Raw genomic sequence first — 18,771 nt, 5'->3', positions numbered from 1 at the left:
CTTAATATGTGGAACGGGAGCCCGGTGAATTAACCCTTCACCGAGCCAGCCGCTATTCCCTCAACAATGTAACGCTGCATGAACAGATAGAAAATCACAATGGGAGCAACCCCGATAGTCAGTGCCGGAAGCGCCATATCCCACTGCTTCGTATACTGCCCGAAGAACGAGAAGGTCGCCAGCGGAATGGTCCGCAGTTCAGGTGCCTGAAGAATCAGCGATGGAAGCAGATAGTCATTCCAGATGCCTAGCGCATTCAGCACGATAATCGTCATCAGCATTGGCTTCAGCAGCGGAAGCACAATCCGGAAGAAGGCCGAGATCGGATTACAGCCATCCACGGTTGCCGCTTCTTCAATTTCCAGCGGCACGGACTTGATGAAGCCGTGGAACAGGAAGATCGCCATCGGAATACTAAGTCCCAGATTGGAAATAATCAGTCCCGTGAAGGAGTTATTCACATGCAGAATGTTAACAACCTTCAGGATCGGAATCATGATGGTCTGGAATGGAACGACCATAGCGGCTACGAACAGCAGCAGCAGAACCTGGTTGAACCGGTTGTTGGCACGCACCATGCGGTAAGCCGCCATTGCGCTGAACAGCGAGATCAGCACCACACTGATGATCGTAACAATCAGCGAGTTGCGGAAGGCTTCGGAGAACCGGGCCAGCTTCCAGGCATTAGTATAGTTTGACCACATGAAGGTCTGCGGCCAGCTGGCCGCATCGCTCAGGATCTCGCCGAAGGATTTCACCGAGTTCGCCAGCAGGAAATAGAAAGGAGAGAGGAACAGAAGCGCCAGAAGAATCATAATCACTTCAATTCCGATATTCCATCTGCCTTTTGATTTAGCATTCATTTAAGCTTCTACCTCCTTGCTCTTCGTAACACGGACCTGAATCACTGTAATCAGTGCGACAATCACGAAGAATAACAGCGCTTTTGCCGTACCCAGACCGTAACGGTTGTTCAGGAAGGCTTCATTGTAGATATTCATAGCAACAGATTCCGTCGATTTGAACGGCCCGCCTTTGGTCAGCGACAGGTTCAGGTCGAACATTTTGAAGGACCAGGAAATTGCCAGGAACAAGCCGATGGTCACCGCAGGCATAATCAGCGGCACGATAATGTTGCGCAGCACCTGCATCCGGGATGCGCCGTCAATCTCAGCGGCTTCAAGCACTTCTTTGGACACGTTGCTGAGCGAAGCGATGTAGATAACCATCAGATAACCGGAGGACTGCCAGATAAACACCATGACGATCGCCCAGAAGCCGGTTGTTGCATCCCCGAGCCAGGGAAGGTTGAAGAAGGACCAGCCTGTCATATCGCCCATTGTGGCGAAGCCCTTGATGAAGATGAACTGCCATATAAACCCAAGCAGTAAGCCCCCGATGACATTCGGCATGAAGAAAATGGTCCGGAGCATATTGCGTGTTTTTAGAGGTTTGGTCAGCAGATAGGCCAGGAAAAAGCCCACTACATTGGTCAATACAACTCCAAGGACCGTGAATCTCACGGTGAACCAGAAGGATGACCAGAAATCTGGATCATTGGTAAAAATCATTTTAAAGTTCTCAAAGCCGACCCAGCTAACATTACCCGATACGCCGTTCCAGTCCGTGAAGGAATAGTACATCCCCATCAGAAAAGGAATAATCGTGATCAAGGTAAAAAACAACAATGCCGGGCCAACGAAAAATACTTGTTGACCTAATTGGGACAACTTATTGCCGCGCATGTAATGGTCCCCCTTTCTTTTACTCACTCACTTGTTTATGATCTAAACATATTATCTGTTTTTTACAGAGTCCCTTACACCTACGCAAGTGATCTTTAGGGTGTAAAATATTGATCGGATGTGAAGCGAGCCTCATGAAATGGAACAGTATCCGTACCAAATTGATCGTTTTTTTACTCCTGCCAACATTAATCTGTATTATGGCTACTATGTTCGTCAGCTATTCCTATACGACCAACTCCCTCAGAACACGGGCTGTCGACGAGAATAAGAATCTGCTCTATCAGGGCTCCAAGAACATTAACAGTCTGATTGGGGAGATCAACCGTTTGTCACTCAGTGTGTACTCTGACTCGGATTTCTACCGGCTGCTTGAAGCCGGGCACGACGATCTGTCCTCCGACATCGCAATTTACAATTCGCTCAGCTACATCTCCACCTCGCTGCCTAATATCTCACAGGTGTACTTATATGGCGTCAAAGACGGTAAAGCTACACTGATTACCGATAATACGACACCCAAGCGCTGGCTGGGAGACACACCCTACCAGGAATCCAACATTACAGGGAGCTCCCCGGTAAAAGTGCAAAGCACCCATCTAAGCGACGCCTACGGATTAAGTCTGCCACTAACGCAGTTCGTACCGGAGCCTGTTTTTACGATGCACCGCAGAATTGAGCGTATTCCTTCCTCTGAAGCACTCGGCTATCTCTCGATTGATGTCAAGCTCGCAGCTCTTGGTGATATAGTAGACCAGCTATACGACCAGGATCAGGAAAACATCTATCTGGTGGACAGCGCCGGCAAGCTCGTATACGGACCTGACGCCGGCACATTCGGCCAACCGCTGGATGCAGCATGGTACAATAAACAGATGGCTGACAGCATGGTGACCCAAGGGCATTTTGAGCAGGACAACTCTGTGTTCATCTATCAAAAGATCGAAAGCATAGGACTGAGCTGGACGCTCGTCAAGCAAATCCCTGTCTCCTATCTGTTCCGTGAAGCCAAGGAGGCCGCCGGCATTAACCTGCTTCTGCTCTTCGTGCTGATGAGTATGATCATCGCCCTGACGATTCTGATCTCCTTCCGGATCACCGCCCCCATCAAGCAGTTGACCCGGTACATGAATCAGGTGCAGACCGGTAATCTTGAGATTGATATCCGTCCGGCAGGAAAAGATGAGATCGGTGTGGTCACGGAGCATTTCCGCAGTATGATGGACACGATCAACAACCTGATTCTGCGCGAGTACAGGCTGGAGCTGTCGAACAAAACCAATGAGCTGAGGGCGCTGCAGTCGCAGATCAACCCGCATTTCCTGAACAACACCCTTCAGATTATCGGTACACTAGCCCTTGAGCTGAAGGTGCCGCAAATCTATGGTCTGCTCTCGGCACTGGCCAAGATGATGCGCTACAGCATGTACAATGATGAGAAGATTGTGACGATCCAGAATGAACTGGAGCATGTTAAAGCGTATATTGAGCTGCAGAAGGAACGTTTTGAAAACAAGTTCAGTTTCCGCTACGATATGGAAGACTCCTTGCTGCACGCGCTGATGCCCAAAATGATCCTGCAGCCGATTGTGGAGAATTACTTCAAGCATGGGTTCAACCTTGCCCGCACGGACGGATTCATTGAGATTACGGCAGCCAGACTTAGCCCTAGCCGGATGGAGATCAGTATCCGGAACAACGGCCTCTCGATTCCGGCCGTGAAGCTGGAGACGCTGCGCAAGGAGCTGCAGCAGCCCAGAGCTGTTGAAGAGCTCGACATGATAAAGAACTCAGGTCAGGACAGCTACAGCAAACGTGATGCTCCCGGTGCGGGAATCGGCCTGGGTAATGTATTGGCCAGGCTGCGGCTGGTTTGCGGGGATGATGCTTTGCTGACGGTAGATAATCTGGAGACCGGCGGGGTTATCATCCGGCTGGAAATTGAGATATTAGTGGAGAGTGAACGGATATGAAGGCGCTTATTGTGGATGACGAAGCAAGAGTCCGGAAGGCCGTCCGGCTGCTGGTGGACTGGGATGCGCATCAGATTGATGAGATTCTGGAAGCAGGGAACGGCAATGAAGCCATCGGGCTGATCCGCAAGGAGAAGCCGGCGCTGGTGATTATGGATATGATGATGGAGTCAGGCAGCGGCGTTGAGCTGATGACCTGGGTGGATGAATTCGCAGGCAACACCAAATTCATTGTTGTCAGCGGGCATGATGATTTCGACTTCGTGCGCCAGACCGTCCGCCACGGCGGCATTGACTATATTCTTAAGCCGATCGAAGCAGATATGATTAATAACGCAGTGTCCAAGGCAGTTGCCGCCTGGCGCTCCGAAGAAGAGGAGCGCAGCCACCGTCAGCTCCAGAGCCTCCGGCTGAATGAGATCAAGCCGATCTACGGGGAGAAGCTGCTCTCCGCGCTGATTGATGACAAGGTCAATGCCGAGGCCTCGCTGCGCAGGCTGACCGGTGATGGAATCATTCCGCAGAGTATACAGGATGCACGGCTGATCCTTCTGCAGACGGACAGCGGCAACAATCCGCTGCTCAAACGGTTCGGGGGAGACAGTGAGCTGATGTACTACGCCATCGTGAACATCTGCAATGAATTCCTGCAGCTGCAGCGTAAGGGCGTTGCCTTCCGGTACTGGGGCGGTCCGCCGGAGATTGCCATCATTCTCTGGGATCTGGAGGAGTCTGTTATCGAGCTGATCAGCCGGATTAATCAGGGGATCTACCGTACCCTGCAGTTCCGCATGCATTTCGGAATCAGCACCGCAGGCACGTTCCCGGGACAGCTGCCGGCGCAGCGCACAGAAGCCGCCGAAGCCCTGCTGCGGCGGAACCTGTTACGGCATGAGGATTATTGCCATTTCTCCCCGGGTGCGGGAGCCGGCGGCATGGCGGCAGACAGCCGTGATTCCGCCAACACGGAGGCGGAGGCACCGCTGAACTTCGCCGATGTCCAGGAGGACTGGCGGATGGCGGTCATCAGCGGCACAGCAGAAGCTCTATCCGCTGCCGCGCAGCACTGGACCCACGAGCTCAGCCGCCGGGGTGTCGTTACCCCGCAAATGCTGAATTCGTGGAAGGCCGATGCTCTCCTGTTCCGTTCGCGGCTGGTCCGGGAAGCGCTGGGGAACCAGTCGGACAGTATGCTGGCCGAGCTTGAGCAGGCTGATCTGCTGAGTCCTTCACCGCCGCCAAGCGGTTATTCCTTCTCCCTGTTCGCCTGGCGCGACTGGTCCTTTGCACTGATGCAGCAGCTGTCCCAGACGCTCTCGGCCAGACAAATGAAAGAGCGGAACCCGATGACGGAGATCGTTAAATATATTGAGCAGAACTACCCGTCTGACCTCTCCCTGCAGGAGGTTGCCGGCAAATTCTATGTCAGCCGCGAGTATATTTCACGCAAATTCAAACAGGAATACGGCATCAACTTCTCCGACTACATCGGCAGCGTCCGCATTGAGAAGGCCAAGCTGCTGATGCAGAATCCCAACCTGAAGCTGGCGCAGATCTCGGAGATGGTCGGCTTCCACGACGTCAAATATTTCAGCAAGGTCTTCAAGAAGCAGGTCGGCTGCCCGCCGAAGGATTTCCGGGGGCAGGCGGAGCATTGAATGCATTGAAGACATTATCCATTCCCGCTTCTATTTCTTACCCGGCTTTGAGCTTTAAATTGGCCGATGGTCTATACCCGAATGACCAAAAGTGCATATCATGGTTCTGAAAGATGATATTGCGAAGGAGGTAAGACGATGAGCGGTTGCGGAAATGTCGGTGGACTTTTTACTTCTACCACTACAATCTTAGTCCTTTACATTCTGCTGGTGATCATTCTCAAAACATTCTAACCAATCATAAAAAAAGATAAGGACCTGCTTACGCAGGCTCTTATCTTTTGAGTTAAGACAATAAAACTATAACCAGCAATTCGAACAGTACCAGGGTCAGGATGGCTTCATCGCTGCTTCCGAAGGCGCGTCCTGCTCCATGATGATTCTGTACCCCCATGTATAACAATCCTCTATCGCAGCCGAGAATTCTCCCAGTAACGACCTGGCCGTCAATCGTCTGCACCCGGACAATCTGGTTCACATGTTGTCTGCATACACTGTGCAAGTGATGCCGAACAGACTTCAGACTCTGAATATAATTTTGATCTGCTTGATACAGCACTTTGGGCTGCATTGGTACTCCCGCTTGAATGCTCACTACAGGCACACTACCCTTCTGATAAAGTACTACATAGTATGCCTAGTGCATTCAAGAAGTTCGTTACAATTGTTTCCCGTACCACTCCAGAAAAGCATCCGCCACTGCCTTGCCGGCGGTGCCGTTCGGATGCGGATCGAACTCATCGCTCATATACTCCGGTCTGATTCTGTGATCTGCCGGAGCAGGTACAGACAGTACCGCCGCGATATCGAACACGCGGTCCACCCCGGCAGGAGGGTTCGTCAGGATCGTCTCATTCACCTTGCGCCAGTATGCTTCCCGTTCCCCCTCGAAATTGAACGGCGGCACGGTGCTGAGAATCACGGCAGTCTCAGGCCGCGCTTTCTTGATCGCGGAGATAATATGCGTGAGGTCTGCCAGCAGCTCCGCCCCCGAGCGTTGCCCGATATCCAGATCATTCACTCCAAGCACGATCAGTACTTCATCGCCCTGCTGCGCCTTGTGCAGCCAGGCTCCATCGGTGGCGACATCATAGGCCCGGCCCCAGCCGGAGCCGATATTCCACAGCCCGTACTCCGTTCCTAATCCTTCGGCAATTCTTGCCGCCCAGTAGGAATACTCATCCTTCGCGGTCCGTACGCCTTGCGTAATTGAATCCCCCAGGAAGACCAGCTTCTTCGTTACATTCTTCTTATACCCCAGGAAGCTTGGCAGTACCTGCAGCTTGTCCGACTCACTGAACGCTTCGGCTGTCTCCTGAGCGGCCAGATTGCCCGGCGCATCGTAGCCGGAGACCAGCATGCCCTCCACATTGAAGGGGATCGACTTGCCGGCAGCTGCCGTCTTCAGCGTCCAGGTGAAGGCCAGGTAATGCCCTTCCGGCAGCTCCAGCAGCGCTTCATCGCTCCAGAACTGCTCGCCCGGAGCAACGTTCCGCGAGGCTTCGCCACCGAAGGTTACCGGAACCTGCGAACCTGGCACAACTGTACCATCCGGCACGGCTCCGCCATCGGCTACATATGCCGCTTCAATGCTCCACTCCCCGCCCGGTTCACTGGCCGCTGACTCCGCGCCCAAGTCCCATGTCGAATCCACAGCATTGCTGTGCCAGAACTTCAGTGTCAGGCTGCCATTCTCCCGCAGGCGGACATAGGTCCGGTAGGTATGGGTGAACGGCTCGGGCGAGTTCATTATATGATTAGCGGCTGCGGATACTGCCGTTGCTGAAGTGAATCCAGACTGGCTGTACACACTGGTATTAACTTTATTGTTCATAGCATTCAATTCTCCTATCGTTGCTGACAGAAATGAGATTATTAGTTCACAGCTTACCTGTAATAAATGGAAAAAGGCAATAATGTTGTACGTTCTACAACTTCCATGCATGAATAACAGGCTGTTTGAGAGAATTGTTGTACGAAATACATGAATTCCCCCGCAAAGCAGCCGAGAGAAGGAGAAATGCTGCATTGCATACAACAATTCCGGATTTGGATCGATAATAAGTGGAAAATGTTGTATTCCTTGCAAGATTTGCGCGACAAGAACAGCTTGAAGTTCCAATAGCCTCAAATACCGTACCCGCTGTTTAATCCTCAAAAAACTCTCTGATACACCGGGGACGAATGTCCCCTGTCATCAGAGAGCTTGAGTATAAGGCGGTATAAGCTTATTTCAGTGTAATAGTGAACGATACGGATTTGGCTCCGGCGTTTACTTTCACTGTAGTTTCATCTGCTTGTTCAGCACCTTCTACAGAAGCGATAGCGCCGAGATCCTTCACAGCCAGGGTGAATGCTTTGCCGCTGCCTTCTGCAGTTACAGTTATGGTATTGCCGCTGCGTGCAGCTTCCACCTTCAGCTCAGGAGCGCCGTTGATGTCGCGTACGGTTGCAGTTGTAGCCTTGCCATCCTCCAGGGAGTACAAGCCAAACTTCACGCCTTCGGCAAAATCATAATCCGGGCGGCTGTCTTCGCTGCCCACGGCAAGCAGGGAGTTCTGGCGTACGAACAGCGGCAGGCTGAAGAAGTCATGCTTTTCTTTGCGCCATGATCCGCCCACTACGGTCTCACCGTTCAGGAGATGCGTCCAGCGTCCAGCCGGCAGATAGTATTTCACTTCGCCGTTCTCCTGGAAGATCGGAGCCACGAGCAGGGAATCGCCCAGCATGTACTGGCGGTCCAGCACTTCGCAGGTTGGATCTTCCGGGAATTCCATCACCATCGCCCGCATCGAAGCCCAGCCCTGTTCATGCGCCTGTCCGGCTACATCATACAGGTAAGGCATCAGGCTGCACTTAAGCTTGGTGAAGAAGCGGGTAACATCAACGGCTTCATCATCGTAAGCCCAAGGCACACGGTACGAGGTGCTGCCGTGCAGACGGCTGTGGCTGGAGAGCAGGCCGAAGGCCAGCCAGCGCTTGAAGACATGCGCCGGAGCAGTGTTCTCGAAGCCGCCGATGTCATGGCTCCAGAAGCCGAAGCCGGACAGGCCGAGCGACAGGCCGCCGCGCAGGCTTTCTGCCATGGATTCATAGTCAGCGTAGCAGTCGCCGCCCCAGTGAACCGGGAACTGCTGTCCGCCGGCGGTTGCCGAACGTGCGAACACGGCTGCTTCGCCTTTGCCAAGCTTCTCTTCCAGTACTTCAAAGACAACCTTGTTATACAATTGTGTGTAGTAGTTGTGCATTTTGTGCGGATCGGAGCCGTCGAAGTATACAACATCCGTTGGAATGCGCTCGCCGAAATCGGTCTTGAAGCTGTCTACGCCCATGTCAACCAGATCACGCAGGTAACCCGCATACCATTCACAAGCCGCAGGGTTCGTGAAGTCCACGAGTCCCATGCCCGCTTGCCACAGATCCGTCTGGTAAACGTCGCCGCTCGGTTTTTTGAGCAGATAGCCGTTCTTCTTGCCTTCTTCAAACAGCGGTGAACGCTGTCCGATGTAGGAGTTGATCCAGACGCAGATCTTAAGCCCTTTCTCATGCAGGCGTTTCAGCATGCCTACAGGGTCCGGGAACACACGGGAATCCCACTGGAAATCGGTCCATTGGTATTCGCGCATCCAGAAGCAGTCGAAGTGGAAGACATGCAGCGGCAGATCGCGCTCAGCCATACCTTCTACGAAGGAGTTAACCGTAGCTTCATCGTAGTCCGTAGTGAACGAAGTGGTCAGCCACAGACCGAAGGTCCATGCCGGTGGAAGCGCAGGCTTGCCGGTCAGGGAAGTATATTTAGTAATAACTTCTTTGATAGTCGGCCCTTCGATAACGAAGTATTCCAGGCTCTCTCCAGCTACGCTGAATTGGGCTTTCTTCACCTTCTCAGAAGCGATTTCATACGACACCAGTTCAGGCTGGTTCACGAATACGCCGTAGCCTTTGCTGGTAACATAGAATGGAACGTTCTTGTAAGCCTGCTCGGAGCTTGTACCGCCGTCTTTGTTCCACAGGTCAACTACCTGGCCGTTCTTCACAAAAGCAGTGAAGCGTTCACCCAAACCATACACGAATTCGCCGATGCCGATATCCAGCTCCTCACGCATGAACGTGTTGCCGTCCTGATCAGTGATATAGGCCATCGATTTGTAACCGCTGCCTGTAATGCGCTCGTCGCCGCGGTAGAAGTCTACCGACCAGTGAGTTCCCTTGTTGATGACCACGCGGAGTCCGCCGCTGATCAGCACGGTCTGTGCTTCAGTTTCTTCGATTTGAACGTGGTCGCCAGTTCCCTGGGTCAATTCAAAAGAAGGACCGCGGTCGATAACGCCGTCATTATGAATAATCTTAATCCCAACCACACCCGGAAGCGGGGAATGGAATTTTACGGTAAGCAGTGTGGAGTTAAGTGTTGCTGCACGTCCTGTAATCGGAGTTGTCTGCGTAATTGCTGTCAGACCTTCTGCAGTTTTTTCCACCGCATAGTTCTGAACTGCACCATTGATTGTGATTCCGTCGCGAACCAGCCAAAGGCCGTCTGTAAATTTCATGTGTGCACTTGCCACCCTTCAATTTGGTGTTTATAGTTGCATTATAACGATAACAAAATCACAAAACTACTATAATATAGCTTATTTATAACACTATTTTGATGTTTTTCCCACAAGGAGGGCTTTAATGGACCGCACATCGCAGCGATTGCTCAAAGAAGACCGTGAACACGGGGATGTTATGTTTCCCTTGGCCGCCTATTGGATAGAGCTCCCGGCCGGAGCCCCTGTCCTGGATACCCACTGGCATGAGGAAGCGGAGTTCTTCCTGCTGCTTGAAGGCGAGATTCTCTTTCAGGTGGATACGGATTATTTCACGCTCCGCCCCGGCGAAGCCGTCTTTATTGAATCCGGTGATATTCATGCCGCCTATGCGGCTCTGGACACTCCCTGCCGGTTCTGCGCCCTTGTCTTTCACCCCGATCTCCTGGCCAGCGCCCAATATGATACCATCCAGCAGACTGTAATTCTGCCGCTTCAGGAGAAACGCCAGAGCTTTCCGCGTCACATCACCTCCTCCGTGCCTTGGCAAGGGGAGCTTCTGCTGCACCTGGAGCGGATGATGGAGGCATATGATAATAAAATGCCCGGATTCGAGTCCTTTATGAAAGGAACTTTGCTGATCATGCTCTCACAGATTGCGCCGCCGGGACGTTCGGTGAACTACAGCCAGTCGGCAGGCGCGGATACCACGAAGATCGACCGGCTGAAGAAGGTCATCCTCTATATCCAGGACAACTATCATGAGCCGATCCGCACGCGCGATCTGTCCGAACTGATTCCGATGAGCGAGGGGCAGTTCTGCCGGTTCTTCAAAAGCATGACCCGCAAGACGCCCGTCGATTATATCAACTCCTACCGGATCCGCCAGGCCGCAGCCCTGCTGCAGCAGAGTGACCGCAAAATCTCCGATATCGCCATGGATGTCGGCTTCGACAACGTCAGCTACTTCATTAAAGTCTTCCGCAAAGCGATGAACTGCTCGCCTTCCGAATTCCGCAAGGATGCTATTCCGGGAGCCGGTCAGGGCCAGCTTTATCCGTAAGATCAGCTCCGTACAGATTACATTGTCTGCTTACCGATGCCCGGATACGTTTAAGTTACGTGTAAGGGTGGAGCCATGCCGCTTCCGCTACTCTACTTACAGGAGGCAGATCACCATGAATCAACATGTCACTATGCCGAGTGAGGTACAGGAGTTCTACAATGCCATTAACCAATATCAGCCTGAGGCCTTTATTGAATTGTTCACTCCCGGCGCCAGCGTTAAGGATAACGGTAAAGAGATTGCGGGCAGGGAGGCTATACAAGCCTGGGGAGAATCAGAGCTGTTCTCTGCCAAGGTCCGCTATACGATCATGGAAATAGAAGAAGCCGGGGAGTCCGTCGCTGTGACAACAGAGATGGAAGGGGAATTTAACAAGAACCGCGTTCCCGCTCCGCAGCTGTTCAGACACGAGTTCAAGGTGCAGGGCGGTAAAATCAGCTTACTTAACATCACGCTTAAGTAGCGATACAGATTTCATTAATAATGTGAAGGGGCCGCAGTCGCGCGGCTCCTTTTTGTTGTTCGACACAGAGCATTTCGTCTATCGTGCTTACGGAGCGAAGCTCAGCTAAATACATGATGCGGAATGCCTGATATAATGAACGGATTGAACCTAATATTTCCATTCATTTGATTCTTCGGGCAGGGGTGTCATTATGAAAAAAGGCATTATTTATGCCGTTCTATCCTATCTCATCTGGGGGTTTCTGCCGCTCTACTGGCGGCTGTTCCAGGCTATGCCCGCGTGGGAAATACTTGGGCACCGGATTGTGTGGGCTTTCGTTTTTGTAGCCGTACTGGTTACGTGCTCGCGGCAGTGGGGGCGGCTGAGGACTATCTTTTCAAGCACCAAAAGCACCGTAGCAGTTGTCCTCTGCTCCTTCTTCATCAGCATGAACTGGTTCCTGTTCATCTGGGCCGTGAACAATAATCACGTGCTGGAGACCAGCCTCGGCTACTACATGAATCCTCTCATCAGCGTTCTATTTGCGGTCATCTTCCTCAAGGAGAAGCTGTCAGCGTGGCAATGGGCGTCTATTCTTCTGGCAGGCACCGGAGTAGGGATTATGACAGTCCAGTACGGGCAGGCTCCATGGGTGGCAATTGCGCTGGCGGTAACGTTCTCCCTGTATGGTCTGGCCAAAAAGCTTGCAGGGCTCGATGTTCTGCTCGGCCTGACCGGGGAAACACTGATGGCCATGCCAGTTGCGCTGGGCTATCTGATCTACATTCAGTCGCAGGGCACAGGAACGTTCGCTTCGCTGTCTCCCCTGCTGATGATCGTCCTGCTGCTGTCCGGAGCCGCTACGGCGATGCCGTTGTTCTGGTTCGCCAAGTCTATGCAGCTGCTCCCGCTCTCCATGGTCGGCTTCATCCAGTACATCTCGCCGACGACGAGTATGCTGCTGGCAGTATACCTGCTTGGTGAGCCCTTCTCGCAAGGAAGGCTGGTCAGCTTCTCCTTCATCTGGGTTGCCCTGATTGTCTACAGTGTGGCCGGCTTCAGGAAATCCAGGCTGCCGGCCACCAACTGATCGGTCAGTTTATCGAAAAAGGGCATTACCAGCGCCGGACACGGCTGTGGTAATGCCCCTTTTATGTTCCACTCAAGCGCCCGGCTTCAGCCCGCCTTACGGATTACAATGAAGCAGGTGCTGTCCGGCAGTGCGGCCGCCTGCCCGCTCTCATCCATCACCACGACCCGATCCTGCAGCGCCTCCGTATACCCTTCCTGCAGGTAATGGCGGAAGACTTCGATCTTCGCCTGATCACCAAGCGTCTGCTCAATGAACGCGGCATATTGCGCCGGTGTAAAGTATCCGAACTGCTCCTGTACCTCATGTATATAGGCTTCCTCGCCCCAGGTATACGTGTACAGAAACTCCATCGCATCATTCACCGGCATGAGGACCTCCCGGAAGCCAAGCTGCTCATACCGGATACTCCGGCCGGCAAAATCCTTCGCATACCGCTCCAGCCACGCCATTCCGTCATCCTCCAGGAACCGCACTCTCCGCTGCTGATCCTCCGGCTCACTCATAATACCGTCGCGGATAATAATGACTCCGCCGTCCGCCAGCACCCCGAAAGCGCTGGTTAACGCAGCAGCAACCGTCCCGTGATTGAACTTCTTCCCGTCCAGCGGGACATAGGAATACAGCTCATGCAGGATGGAGGAGAAAATCACTGTGTCGACCGTCCCCGCCTCCACGTAATCCTTCAGGTTCAGCGCATCGCCCTGGAGCACCTCCCAGCGGTGGTCTTCCCGCTGCTTGCGCTGCCGCAACGCTTCAATGACATTGCTGGAGATATCGATACCCACCGGAATCACGTCCGGCATCCGCTGCTCGATCAGATCCAGCAGCACCCCGCCGCCCGGCCCGATGTCCAGCACCTTGCGGCCGGTGACGTAATCCAGAATAACCGCCTTATAATCTGCCGTATCATTCATCTGGCTTAAATACGTATCCTCGTTATGGAAGCGGTCGAACGCATCCCGGCGCAGATCGAACAGATCGAACAGCAGCAGCACCGCCCGTTCATACAGCGCCGACTTCTCGGCCTCTATGCAGAATTCAATCAGCTTCTCAGCCGCCGGGGAGAATTCGAAGTTGAAGAACAGCGTGTCGGGCAAATGCTCCTTCCGCAGCAGCCGGTGCAACAGATGCGGATTGCCGGAGGGCTGCTCCCCGCTGTAGATCTCAGTCCAGTCCAGCTCAGACAAGTATTTCTCAATGATCCGTTTCTTGTACACGTTGATCTTCTTGCTGCCCTTGTAGTCATAATAAATGCTATTCATCACCGCTTCGAAGCTGATATGGTTCAGAGCGGACAAATCACTGCTAGCGGAGAGGCTTACTACTTTGAGGAACTGCTCCAGCGAGAAGGTCTGCAGTGCTGATTCCACATACCAGAAGGTGACAGGCTGCAGCGGCTCCAGTACAGCAGGATTGAAGCCCTCCTGCACAAGACTGCTCCACTCCGTCTCATAATCCTCGCCCTGAGCGATGGATCCGGAGCGCATTCTCCGCAGGCGCTCCTTCATCGGGACTTCAGCATGCAGATTCCCTGAGGAGATTGCAGCAATCAGCTCCATCACCTGAGGGCGAACCTCCTGCCACAGCTCCGGGGCTACGGCAGAGATAATGCAGTGATTCAGCGCGAACAGCAGCCGCTCCAGCTCATCTGCGGTCAGCAGCCCCTGCTCCACCAGTCCGGATAACGGAAGATTGACCGAAGGCGGAACCTCGCCGCGGATCTGCTGCCCGATCAGCCCGTGGGTTTCGATCAGCCGGTGCACGATCAGCCGCTTATCCTCAGAGGCTGCGTCCTCCCGGTCATCCTCTGCATAACGCAAGTACAGCTGTGCCGAACCAATATTATGCACAAATATATTAATGCCTTCTTCCTGCCAGCTCCTGCGCTGCCGGATCGTACCGCCCTTGGCAGTCTCCGACCAGATCAGCGTCTCTTCAGCCAATTCCCTGATCCAGTAGGATAGCGGCAGACTGTCCAGTACGCGCAGGCTGCGCTCTACGTAATCCAGCACCGGACTCTGCTGCTCCAGTTCCCCCAGCGACTCTACCCGTTCGAGGTTCACAATCGTCTGCTCGGCCTGAACGATATATTCCAGCCACAAACAGCCTTCACCGGGGAGTCTTCCTTCTTCGCGGTATGTTTCAATAGCCTGCAATGATTTCAGCATTTGCCTGCCTCCCTATGTAATAACGATCTCTATACAATAGCCCTGCTGGCTGCGGTTGAATCAGAAATACACTGTTCATATAACAAACCGCAAGCTTCTGAAGAGAAGCCTGCGGTCAAGAAAATGCACTACTATTGTATATTGTATACCAGATTGCCGGGAGAAGATAAATCCAATTTAAAGTGCACCTGCATCCCTAGCCGTATAGAATGACGGGAAAATCGGGCGGTAATGTAATTCGTCTCTGATCCGGGTGGTATCAATGACACCCTCCCATGGATTGAATTCCTGCTGCTGCGCTTCCGGGGAGGTTTCAAAATGATGCAGCTTCTGCAGCTCCGCAATGGAGATCGGTGCGTCGTCGCCGACGTTGTAGATCCGGCCATCTATCCCGTCTGCGGAAGCTGCGAGCAGCAGGGCCTGACCTACATCGGCATGGTGCGCCATATGCATTCTTTTCGCCGGATTCCAATTGCCTGCGAGCGGCAGAAATTCTGTGATATGCGGGTCACGCTCACCATAGACAAAAGGCAGCCTTACAATGCGCAGGCCTAATCCCTGTTCGCGGTGGAGCTGCAGCAGCGCTGCCTCAGCCTTGGCTTTGGACTGCGGATAAGCAAACGCAGGCTTCAGCTCGTCATCCTCCTGACTGGGTCCCGCGTTACTTCCGGAGCCGTAGACATTATTGGTGCTCGCAAAAACAAACCTTGGCACCCCCGCCTCCAGCACTGCCTTGGCCAGAGCGATGCTGCCATCGAAATTGGATATCCAGGTGGTATTCTCGTCTACACCGCGGAACTGAGCTGCCAGATGAAATACAACATCAATCCCCCGGAGAGCCTCCACATAATGGTCCGACTGCAGAAGCTCGCCTTCTACAATCTCAGCCCCCAGCTGCTTAAGCCCCTCTGCCTTGGCAGCATCCCTAATCAACAGCTTAACGTGATGACCGCGCTGCAGCAGACGCGGAACAAAACGGCTTCCTACTTTACCAGTGGCTCCAGTTACAAATATGTTCATAGTTCAAATCCTCCTAAGTTTATAGATGCTATACTGGCAGTATAATAGAATGTGTAACTGGCATCCTTCCTGTGTTTATCGTAGGACTGTCAGTGTCAGGATAAGGAGGAGTTCAACATGGAAGAGGTTTCTTCCAGAATGCCGTTAGGAGAATTTCTGCGTTCGCGCCGGGAACGTCTGACTCTTGAAGAAGCCGGGTTAGTGTCTTATGGAAGGCGGCGGACTCCGGGGCTCCGCAGGGAAGAAGTGGCCCAGCTTGCCCATATCGGAACATCATGGTACACCTCTCTGGAGCAAGGCAGAAGCATCAACCCTTCAGAGGATGTACTGAATAACATAGCAGAGGCGCTGCGGCTGACCGAAGATGAACGCCACCATCTTCATCTTCTTGCCAGACCGGTGCAGCAGCAGGCAGTAGTAGATCAGCAACTGAACACAGGCCTGGAACGGATGATTAAGGCCCTGGAGCCTAATCCGGCCTTCGTAATCGGGAGATGCTGGGATTTGCTGTTATGGAATCAGGCAGCGGAGCTGGTTTTCGGCTTTCCTTCATTCTCAGAGGGTGAGCAGGAGCGTCCCAATTGGATGAGACTGTTATTGACGGGCGGGAAACGAAGAATGAATCCAGAGGACTGGGAGAGTAAAGCAGAAGTCATCGTTGCACGCTTTCGTGCGGATTACGCACATTTCCCTAATGATGCAAGGTTTAAAGAGCTTATCGGGGAATTTATGCAGAGCAGCCCGCTGTTCCGCGAGAAATGGCCGCTGCATGATGTTCAGGTTGTAACGGACTGCCACAAACAGTGGAATGCGCCGGGCATCGGGGAGCTGGAGTTCGAACATATGACCCTACAGCCCCAGGGCCATCCGGATCTGAAGCTGATGATTTATACAGCTACTGCCGAAACAGCTGCGCGTCTGCAAAGTCAAATGAACACCAGCGAACATTAATCATGCGTTTATGGGTTCAAAAATAACAGCAGCAAACGAGGACATGATTCTCCCGTCCATGGTTGCTGCTGTTTCGTTATCCGCTAAGCCTATCTTCTACCCGCTCTCCGCCGGTACATGACCGCTGCCGCTACAACGATCAGCGCCGATCCAGCGAGCAGGAACATTAAGGTATCGCTGCCTTGGCTGGCTTCCTCTGGCTGGACAGCTTCAGCAGAATTCTCCACTGAATTTGCTGCTGCAGTATCTGTTGATGCCGGTTCAGCGGATTCCGCCAGCACCTCTATAGCCTGCCCGTCCGCTTCTTCCGCAGCCAGCGCTGCCGCCTTTTCTGCATCCTCTACAGAGACACCAACGATTTGACTGCCGGTCTTGGTAATCGTATACGGGATAACTGCACCGCTGCGGAAATGCATCTTCAGCTGCACTTCCCCATCCTTCACTTCTTTCCAGAATTCATCCGTGAATTTGATTTCTCCGGTGGTATAGTCCGGATAGAAGGATTTGTAATACTCCTTGAAGGGAGTCCAGTCATTCGGTCCGGCAGTACCGCCAGCCGTATAGACAGCCTCCAGCGTTGCCAGGCTGTCCCCGTTGAACCAGACCGGAATCGTGTATATCCCCTCCGGAGCCTGCGCACTGATCAAGCTCGGCGTGTCGTAATAGATAAGATTCATTCTCCAGTCAGCACCCGCACTGAATCTGGCAGTCAACACTGCATTAATTCCGTACTTCTGCGTAATAAGCTTCTGAAGCAGCGCGGATTTGAGGATAAGGTTATCTCCCTCAAGCTCATAATCCGTTCCCTTGACTAACGCCTGTTCCTGATTAAGCAGCGCCGTGAACGTGTTGCCGTTCAAATTCAGGGGAATGGCGGTATCCTTCATTTCCGCATCCTTTAGAATATAGACCGAATCCGTCTCCGCATTGGAGGAACGGCCTTTCCAGCCCTGCTTCATCACCTGATGAAGCTCCTCGTCTACCCACTTGAGCGTGCGCCGGTCGAAATGCTGCCCGTTGTCCCATAACATCAGCGGCATTTTTTTCTCATAGGCATAGTAGGTAACATATTCAAAAAACTTCAGAATCTCGCCATGCTGGACCGTACTCAGCGATTTATCGAACCCGAGCAGGCCGAATTCCCCGACGATTACAGGAATGCCTTTGGCCGTGAAGGCATCATAAGCCCGGTCGAACGCCTGAATCAGATCCTCCCTGGCCGTGGTATCGAACGTGGTCGACCCGCCAAGGTTCACACTGAACGCATAATAACCATAGTAATGGAACGTTGCTATTAGTCTATCGTCATTTAATTTCTTGATAGTCTCGGCTAATGCATCCAGTCTGGCTTGGGTAGGGGCAGCAGTGAGCGTAGAAAGTACCAGCGGCCGCTGCTTGTTGTTCCCTCCGGAATGCCGGACAATAGTATGAAAGGACACATTCAGTTCATCCAGCATGGTGAAATACTCCGGGCTGTTTTTGCTCCAGTCGTCGGAGAACCGCGGCTCATTCAGACTCTCGAACATCAGGCTGTCCGGATAATTCTTGAAATACCCGGCAATCTGTGTCCAGGCGGCATTGAATCTGGCCAGCACCTCATCATGCTCCGCCGCCATGTTCATCACCCAGTTACTGTCATGATGAAGATTAATAATCACATGAAGGTTCGCAGCCAGCGACCAGTCAACAACCTCCTGAATCCGGGCCATGAAGTCCTGCCGGATTGCATAATCAGGAGCATCGCCCATCCTGTGCTTCCAGGTAACCGGGATACGGATGCTCTTATAGCCCTCCTCCGCCAACTGCCTGATGAAGGCCTGGGTCACGGCCGGGTTCCCCCATGAAGTTTCGTCCCCGGAGGCCTCGAAGGTATTCCCCAGGTTCCAGCCCGGTCCGAGCGATTCTACATAAGCCTGCAGGGCACTCTTCTTCTCTTGGGATTCCGCCTGCGCAGGAACTGCCGTCACCATGACAGCCAGCAGCAGTATACAGGTAATGAAGAATGAGCGTTTCAGCTTCATCTCAGGCTCCCTTCCTAGTCACTTCTAAAATATACGAGCTCATTCAACTGCTGCTTAATTCGTCCTCGTCCCTCAGATTTGGCAGCTCATCCTTCGTCT

The 18,771-nt window shown here is 52.9% G+C and carries 15 protein-coding genes; 7 read left to right on the top strand and 8 right to left on the bottom strand.

Features of this window, described 5'->3' with window-relative positions; genetic code table 11:
- Positions 1-29: 29 nt before the first annotated feature.
- Both P40081_RS05080 and P40081_RS05075 read right to left on the bottom strand, forming a co-directional pair.
- Positions 30-863 (bottom strand): carbohydrate ABC transporter permease, encoded by an 834-nt coding sequence (locus tag P40081_RS05080; RefSeq protein ID WP_039305922.1) that lies wholly within the window; start codon positions 861-863, stop codon positions 30-32.
- Positions 864-1,745, bottom strand: coding sequence for a carbohydrate ABC transporter permease (locus tag P40081_RS05075; protein ID WP_042133796.1), 882 nt, complete (start codon positions 1,743-1,745; stop codon positions 864-866).
- Positions 1,746-1,879: 134 nt separating this feature from the next.
- Between P40081_RS05075 and P40081_RS05070 the strand changes: the two genes are divergently transcribed.
- The 3 genes from P40081_RS05070 (at position 1,880) to P40081_RS39210 (ending at position 5,610) form a co-directional block, all read left to right on the top strand.
- Entirely contained in the window at positions 1,880-3,718 is a 1,839-nt protein-coding gene (locus P40081_RS05070; RefSeq protein WP_042140763.1) for a cache domain-containing sensor histidine kinase, read from the top strand.
- Entirely contained in the window at positions 3,715-5,376 is a 1,662-nt protein-coding gene (locus tag P40081_RS05065) for a response regulator transcription factor (protein WP_042133794.1), read from the top strand. Before P40081_RS05070 ends, P40081_RS05065 begins: the two co-directional genes overlap by 4 nt.
- Before the next feature lie 138 nt (positions 5,377-5,514).
- A complete protein-coding gene (locus tag P40081_RS39210; protein ID WP_231575287.1) occupies positions 5,515-5,610 on the top strand; it encodes a YjcZ family sporulation protein in 96 nt (31 codons plus the stop codon).
- Between the two features lie 52 nt (positions 5,611-5,662).
- On the opposite strand, the gene P40081_RS05060 is transcribed toward P40081_RS39210, so the two are convergent.
- The 3 genes from P40081_RS05060 to yicI all read right to left on the bottom strand — a co-directional run bounded on the left by P40081_RS05060 (position 5,663) and on the right by yicI (position 9,926).
- Positions 5,663-5,947, bottom strand: a complete 285-nt coding sequence (locus P40081_RS05060) for a hypothetical protein (RefSeq protein ID WP_052421674.1) — start codon at positions 5,945-5,947, stop codon at positions 5,663-5,665.
- Positions 5,948-6,034: 87 nt separating this feature from the next.
- Entirely contained in the window at positions 6,035-7,210 is a 1,176-nt protein-coding gene (locus P40081_RS05055) for an SGNH/GDSL hydrolase family protein (protein ID WP_042133792.1), read from the bottom strand.
- Positions 7,211-7,604: 394 nt separating this feature from the next.
- The gene (gene yicI, locus P40081_RS05050; RefSeq protein WP_042133790.1) at positions 7,605-9,926 is read right to left on the bottom strand and encodes an alpha-xylosidase; all 2,322 of its coding nucleotides are present in this window, start codon (positions 9,924-9,926) and stop codon (positions 7,605-7,607) included.
- A gap of 127 nt (positions 9,927-10,053) precedes the next feature.
- Between yicI and P40081_RS05045 the strand changes: the two genes are divergently transcribed.
- The 3 genes from P40081_RS05045 to rarD all read left to right on the top strand — a co-directional run bounded on the left by P40081_RS05045 (position 10,054) and on the right by rarD (position 12,509).
- Entirely contained in the window at positions 10,054-10,971 is a 918-nt protein-coding gene (locus P40081_RS05045) for an AraC family transcriptional regulator (protein WP_042133788.1), read from the top strand.
- A 115-nt stretch (positions 10,972-11,086) separates the two neighbouring features.
- Entirely contained in the window at positions 11,087-11,437 is a 351-nt protein-coding gene (locus tag P40081_RS05040; protein WP_042133786.1) for a nuclear transport factor 2 family protein, read from the top strand.
- A 193-nt stretch (positions 11,438-11,630) separates the two neighbouring features.
- Positions 11,631-12,509 (top strand): EamA family transporter RarD, encoded by an 879-nt coding sequence (gene rarD / locus P40081_RS05035; RefSeq protein ID WP_042133784.1) that lies wholly within the window; start codon positions 11,631-11,633, stop codon positions 12,507-12,509.
- Positions 12,510-12,595: 86 nt separating this feature from the next.
- Here rarD and P40081_RS05030 read toward each other — a convergent pair whose 3' ends face one another.
- Together P40081_RS05030 and P40081_RS05025 are read right to left on the bottom strand one after the other, a co-directional pair.
- A complete protein-coding gene (locus P40081_RS05030) occupies positions 12,596-14,680 on the bottom strand; it encodes a class I SAM-dependent methyltransferase (RefSeq protein ID WP_042133782.1) in 2,085 nt (694 codons plus the stop codon).
- Positions 14,681-14,857: 177 nt separating this feature from the next.
- Entirely contained in the window at positions 14,858-15,700 is an 843-nt protein-coding gene (locus P40081_RS05025; RefSeq protein ID WP_042133780.1) for an NAD-dependent epimerase/dehydratase family protein, read from the bottom strand.
- 117 nt (positions 15,701-15,817) lie between these two features.
- Here P40081_RS05025 and P40081_RS05020 point away from each other — a divergent pair, with 117 nt between their 5' ends.
- The gene (locus P40081_RS05020; RefSeq protein ID WP_042133778.1) at positions 15,818-16,651 is read left to right on the top strand and encodes a helix-turn-helix transcriptional regulator; all 834 of its coding nucleotides are present in this window, start codon (positions 15,818-15,820) and stop codon (positions 16,649-16,651) included.
- An 89-nt stretch (positions 16,652-16,740) separates the two neighbouring features.
- Here the strand turns inward: P40081_RS05020 and P40081_RS05015 are convergent, their stop codons facing one another.
- On the bottom strand, positions 16,741-18,672 hold the full coding sequence (locus tag P40081_RS05015; RefSeq protein ID WP_063779778.1) for a cellulase family glycosylhydrolase: 1,932 nt from the start codon (positions 18,670-18,672) through the stop codon (positions 16,741-16,743).
- Positions 18,673-18,771: the final 99 nt, after the last annotated feature.

The organism is Paenibacillus sp. FSL P4-0081 (genome assembly GCF_000758565.1).
Classification (GTDB): Bacteria; Bacillota; Bacilli; order Paenibacillales; family Paenibacillaceae; genus Paenibacillus_AQ; species Paenibacillus_AQ phytohabitans.
This window is presented reverse-complemented; position numbering and strand designations above follow the sequence as displayed.

Coding starts and splice junctions, on each gene's coding strand:
- P40081_RS05080 (WP_039305922.1), bottom strand. CDS start 863: ATGAATGCTAAATCAAAAGGCAGATGGAATATCGGAATTGAAGTGATT.
- P40081_RS05075 (WP_042133796.1), bottom strand. CDS start 1,745: ATGCGCGGCAATAAGTTGTCCCAATTAGGTCAACAAGTATTTTTCGTT.
- P40081_RS05070 (WP_042140763.1), top strand. CDS start 1,880: ATGAAATGGAACAGTATCCGTACCAAATTGATCGTTTTTTTACTCCTG.
- P40081_RS05065 (WP_042133794.1), top strand. CDS start 3,715: ATGAAGGCGCTTATTGTGGATGACGAAGCAAGAGTCCGGAAGGCCGTC.
- P40081_RS39210 (WP_231575287.1), top strand. CDS start 5,515: ATGAGCGGTTGCGGAAATGTCGGTGGACTTTTTACTTCTACCACTACA.
- P40081_RS05060 (WP_052421674.1), bottom strand. CDS start 5,947: ATGCAGCCCAAAGTGCTGTATCAAGCAGATCAAAATTATATTCAGAGT.
- P40081_RS05055 (WP_042133792.1), bottom strand. CDS start 7,210: ATGAACAATAAAGTTAATACCAGTGTGTACAGCCAGTCTGGATTCACT.
- yicI (WP_042133790.1), bottom strand. CDS start 9,926: ATGAAATTTACAGACGGCCTTTGGCTGGTTCGCGACGGAATCACAATC.
- P40081_RS05045 (WP_042133788.1), top strand. CDS start 10,054: ATGGACCGCACATCGCAGCGATTGCTCAAAGAAGACCGTGAACACGGG.
- P40081_RS05040 (WP_042133786.1), top strand. CDS start 11,087: ATGAATCAACATGTCACTATGCCGAGTGAGGTACAGGAGTTCTACAAT.
- rarD (WP_042133784.1), top strand. CDS start 11,631: ATGAAAAAAGGCATTATTTATGCCGTTCTATCCTATCTCATCTGGGGG.
- P40081_RS05030 (WP_042133782.1), bottom strand. CDS start 14,680: ATGCTGAAATCATTGCAGGCTATTGAAACATACCGCGAAGAAGGAAGA.
- P40081_RS05025 (WP_042133780.1), bottom strand. CDS start 15,700: ATGAACATATTTGTAACTGGAGCCACTGGTAAAGTAGGAAGCCGTTTT.
- P40081_RS05020 (WP_042133778.1), top strand. CDS start 15,818: ATGGAAGAGGTTTCTTCCAGAATGCCGTTAGGAGAATTTCTGCGTTCG.
- P40081_RS05015 (WP_063779778.1), bottom strand. CDS start 18,672: ATGAAGCTGAAACGCTCATTCTTCATTACCTGTATACTGCTGCTGGCT.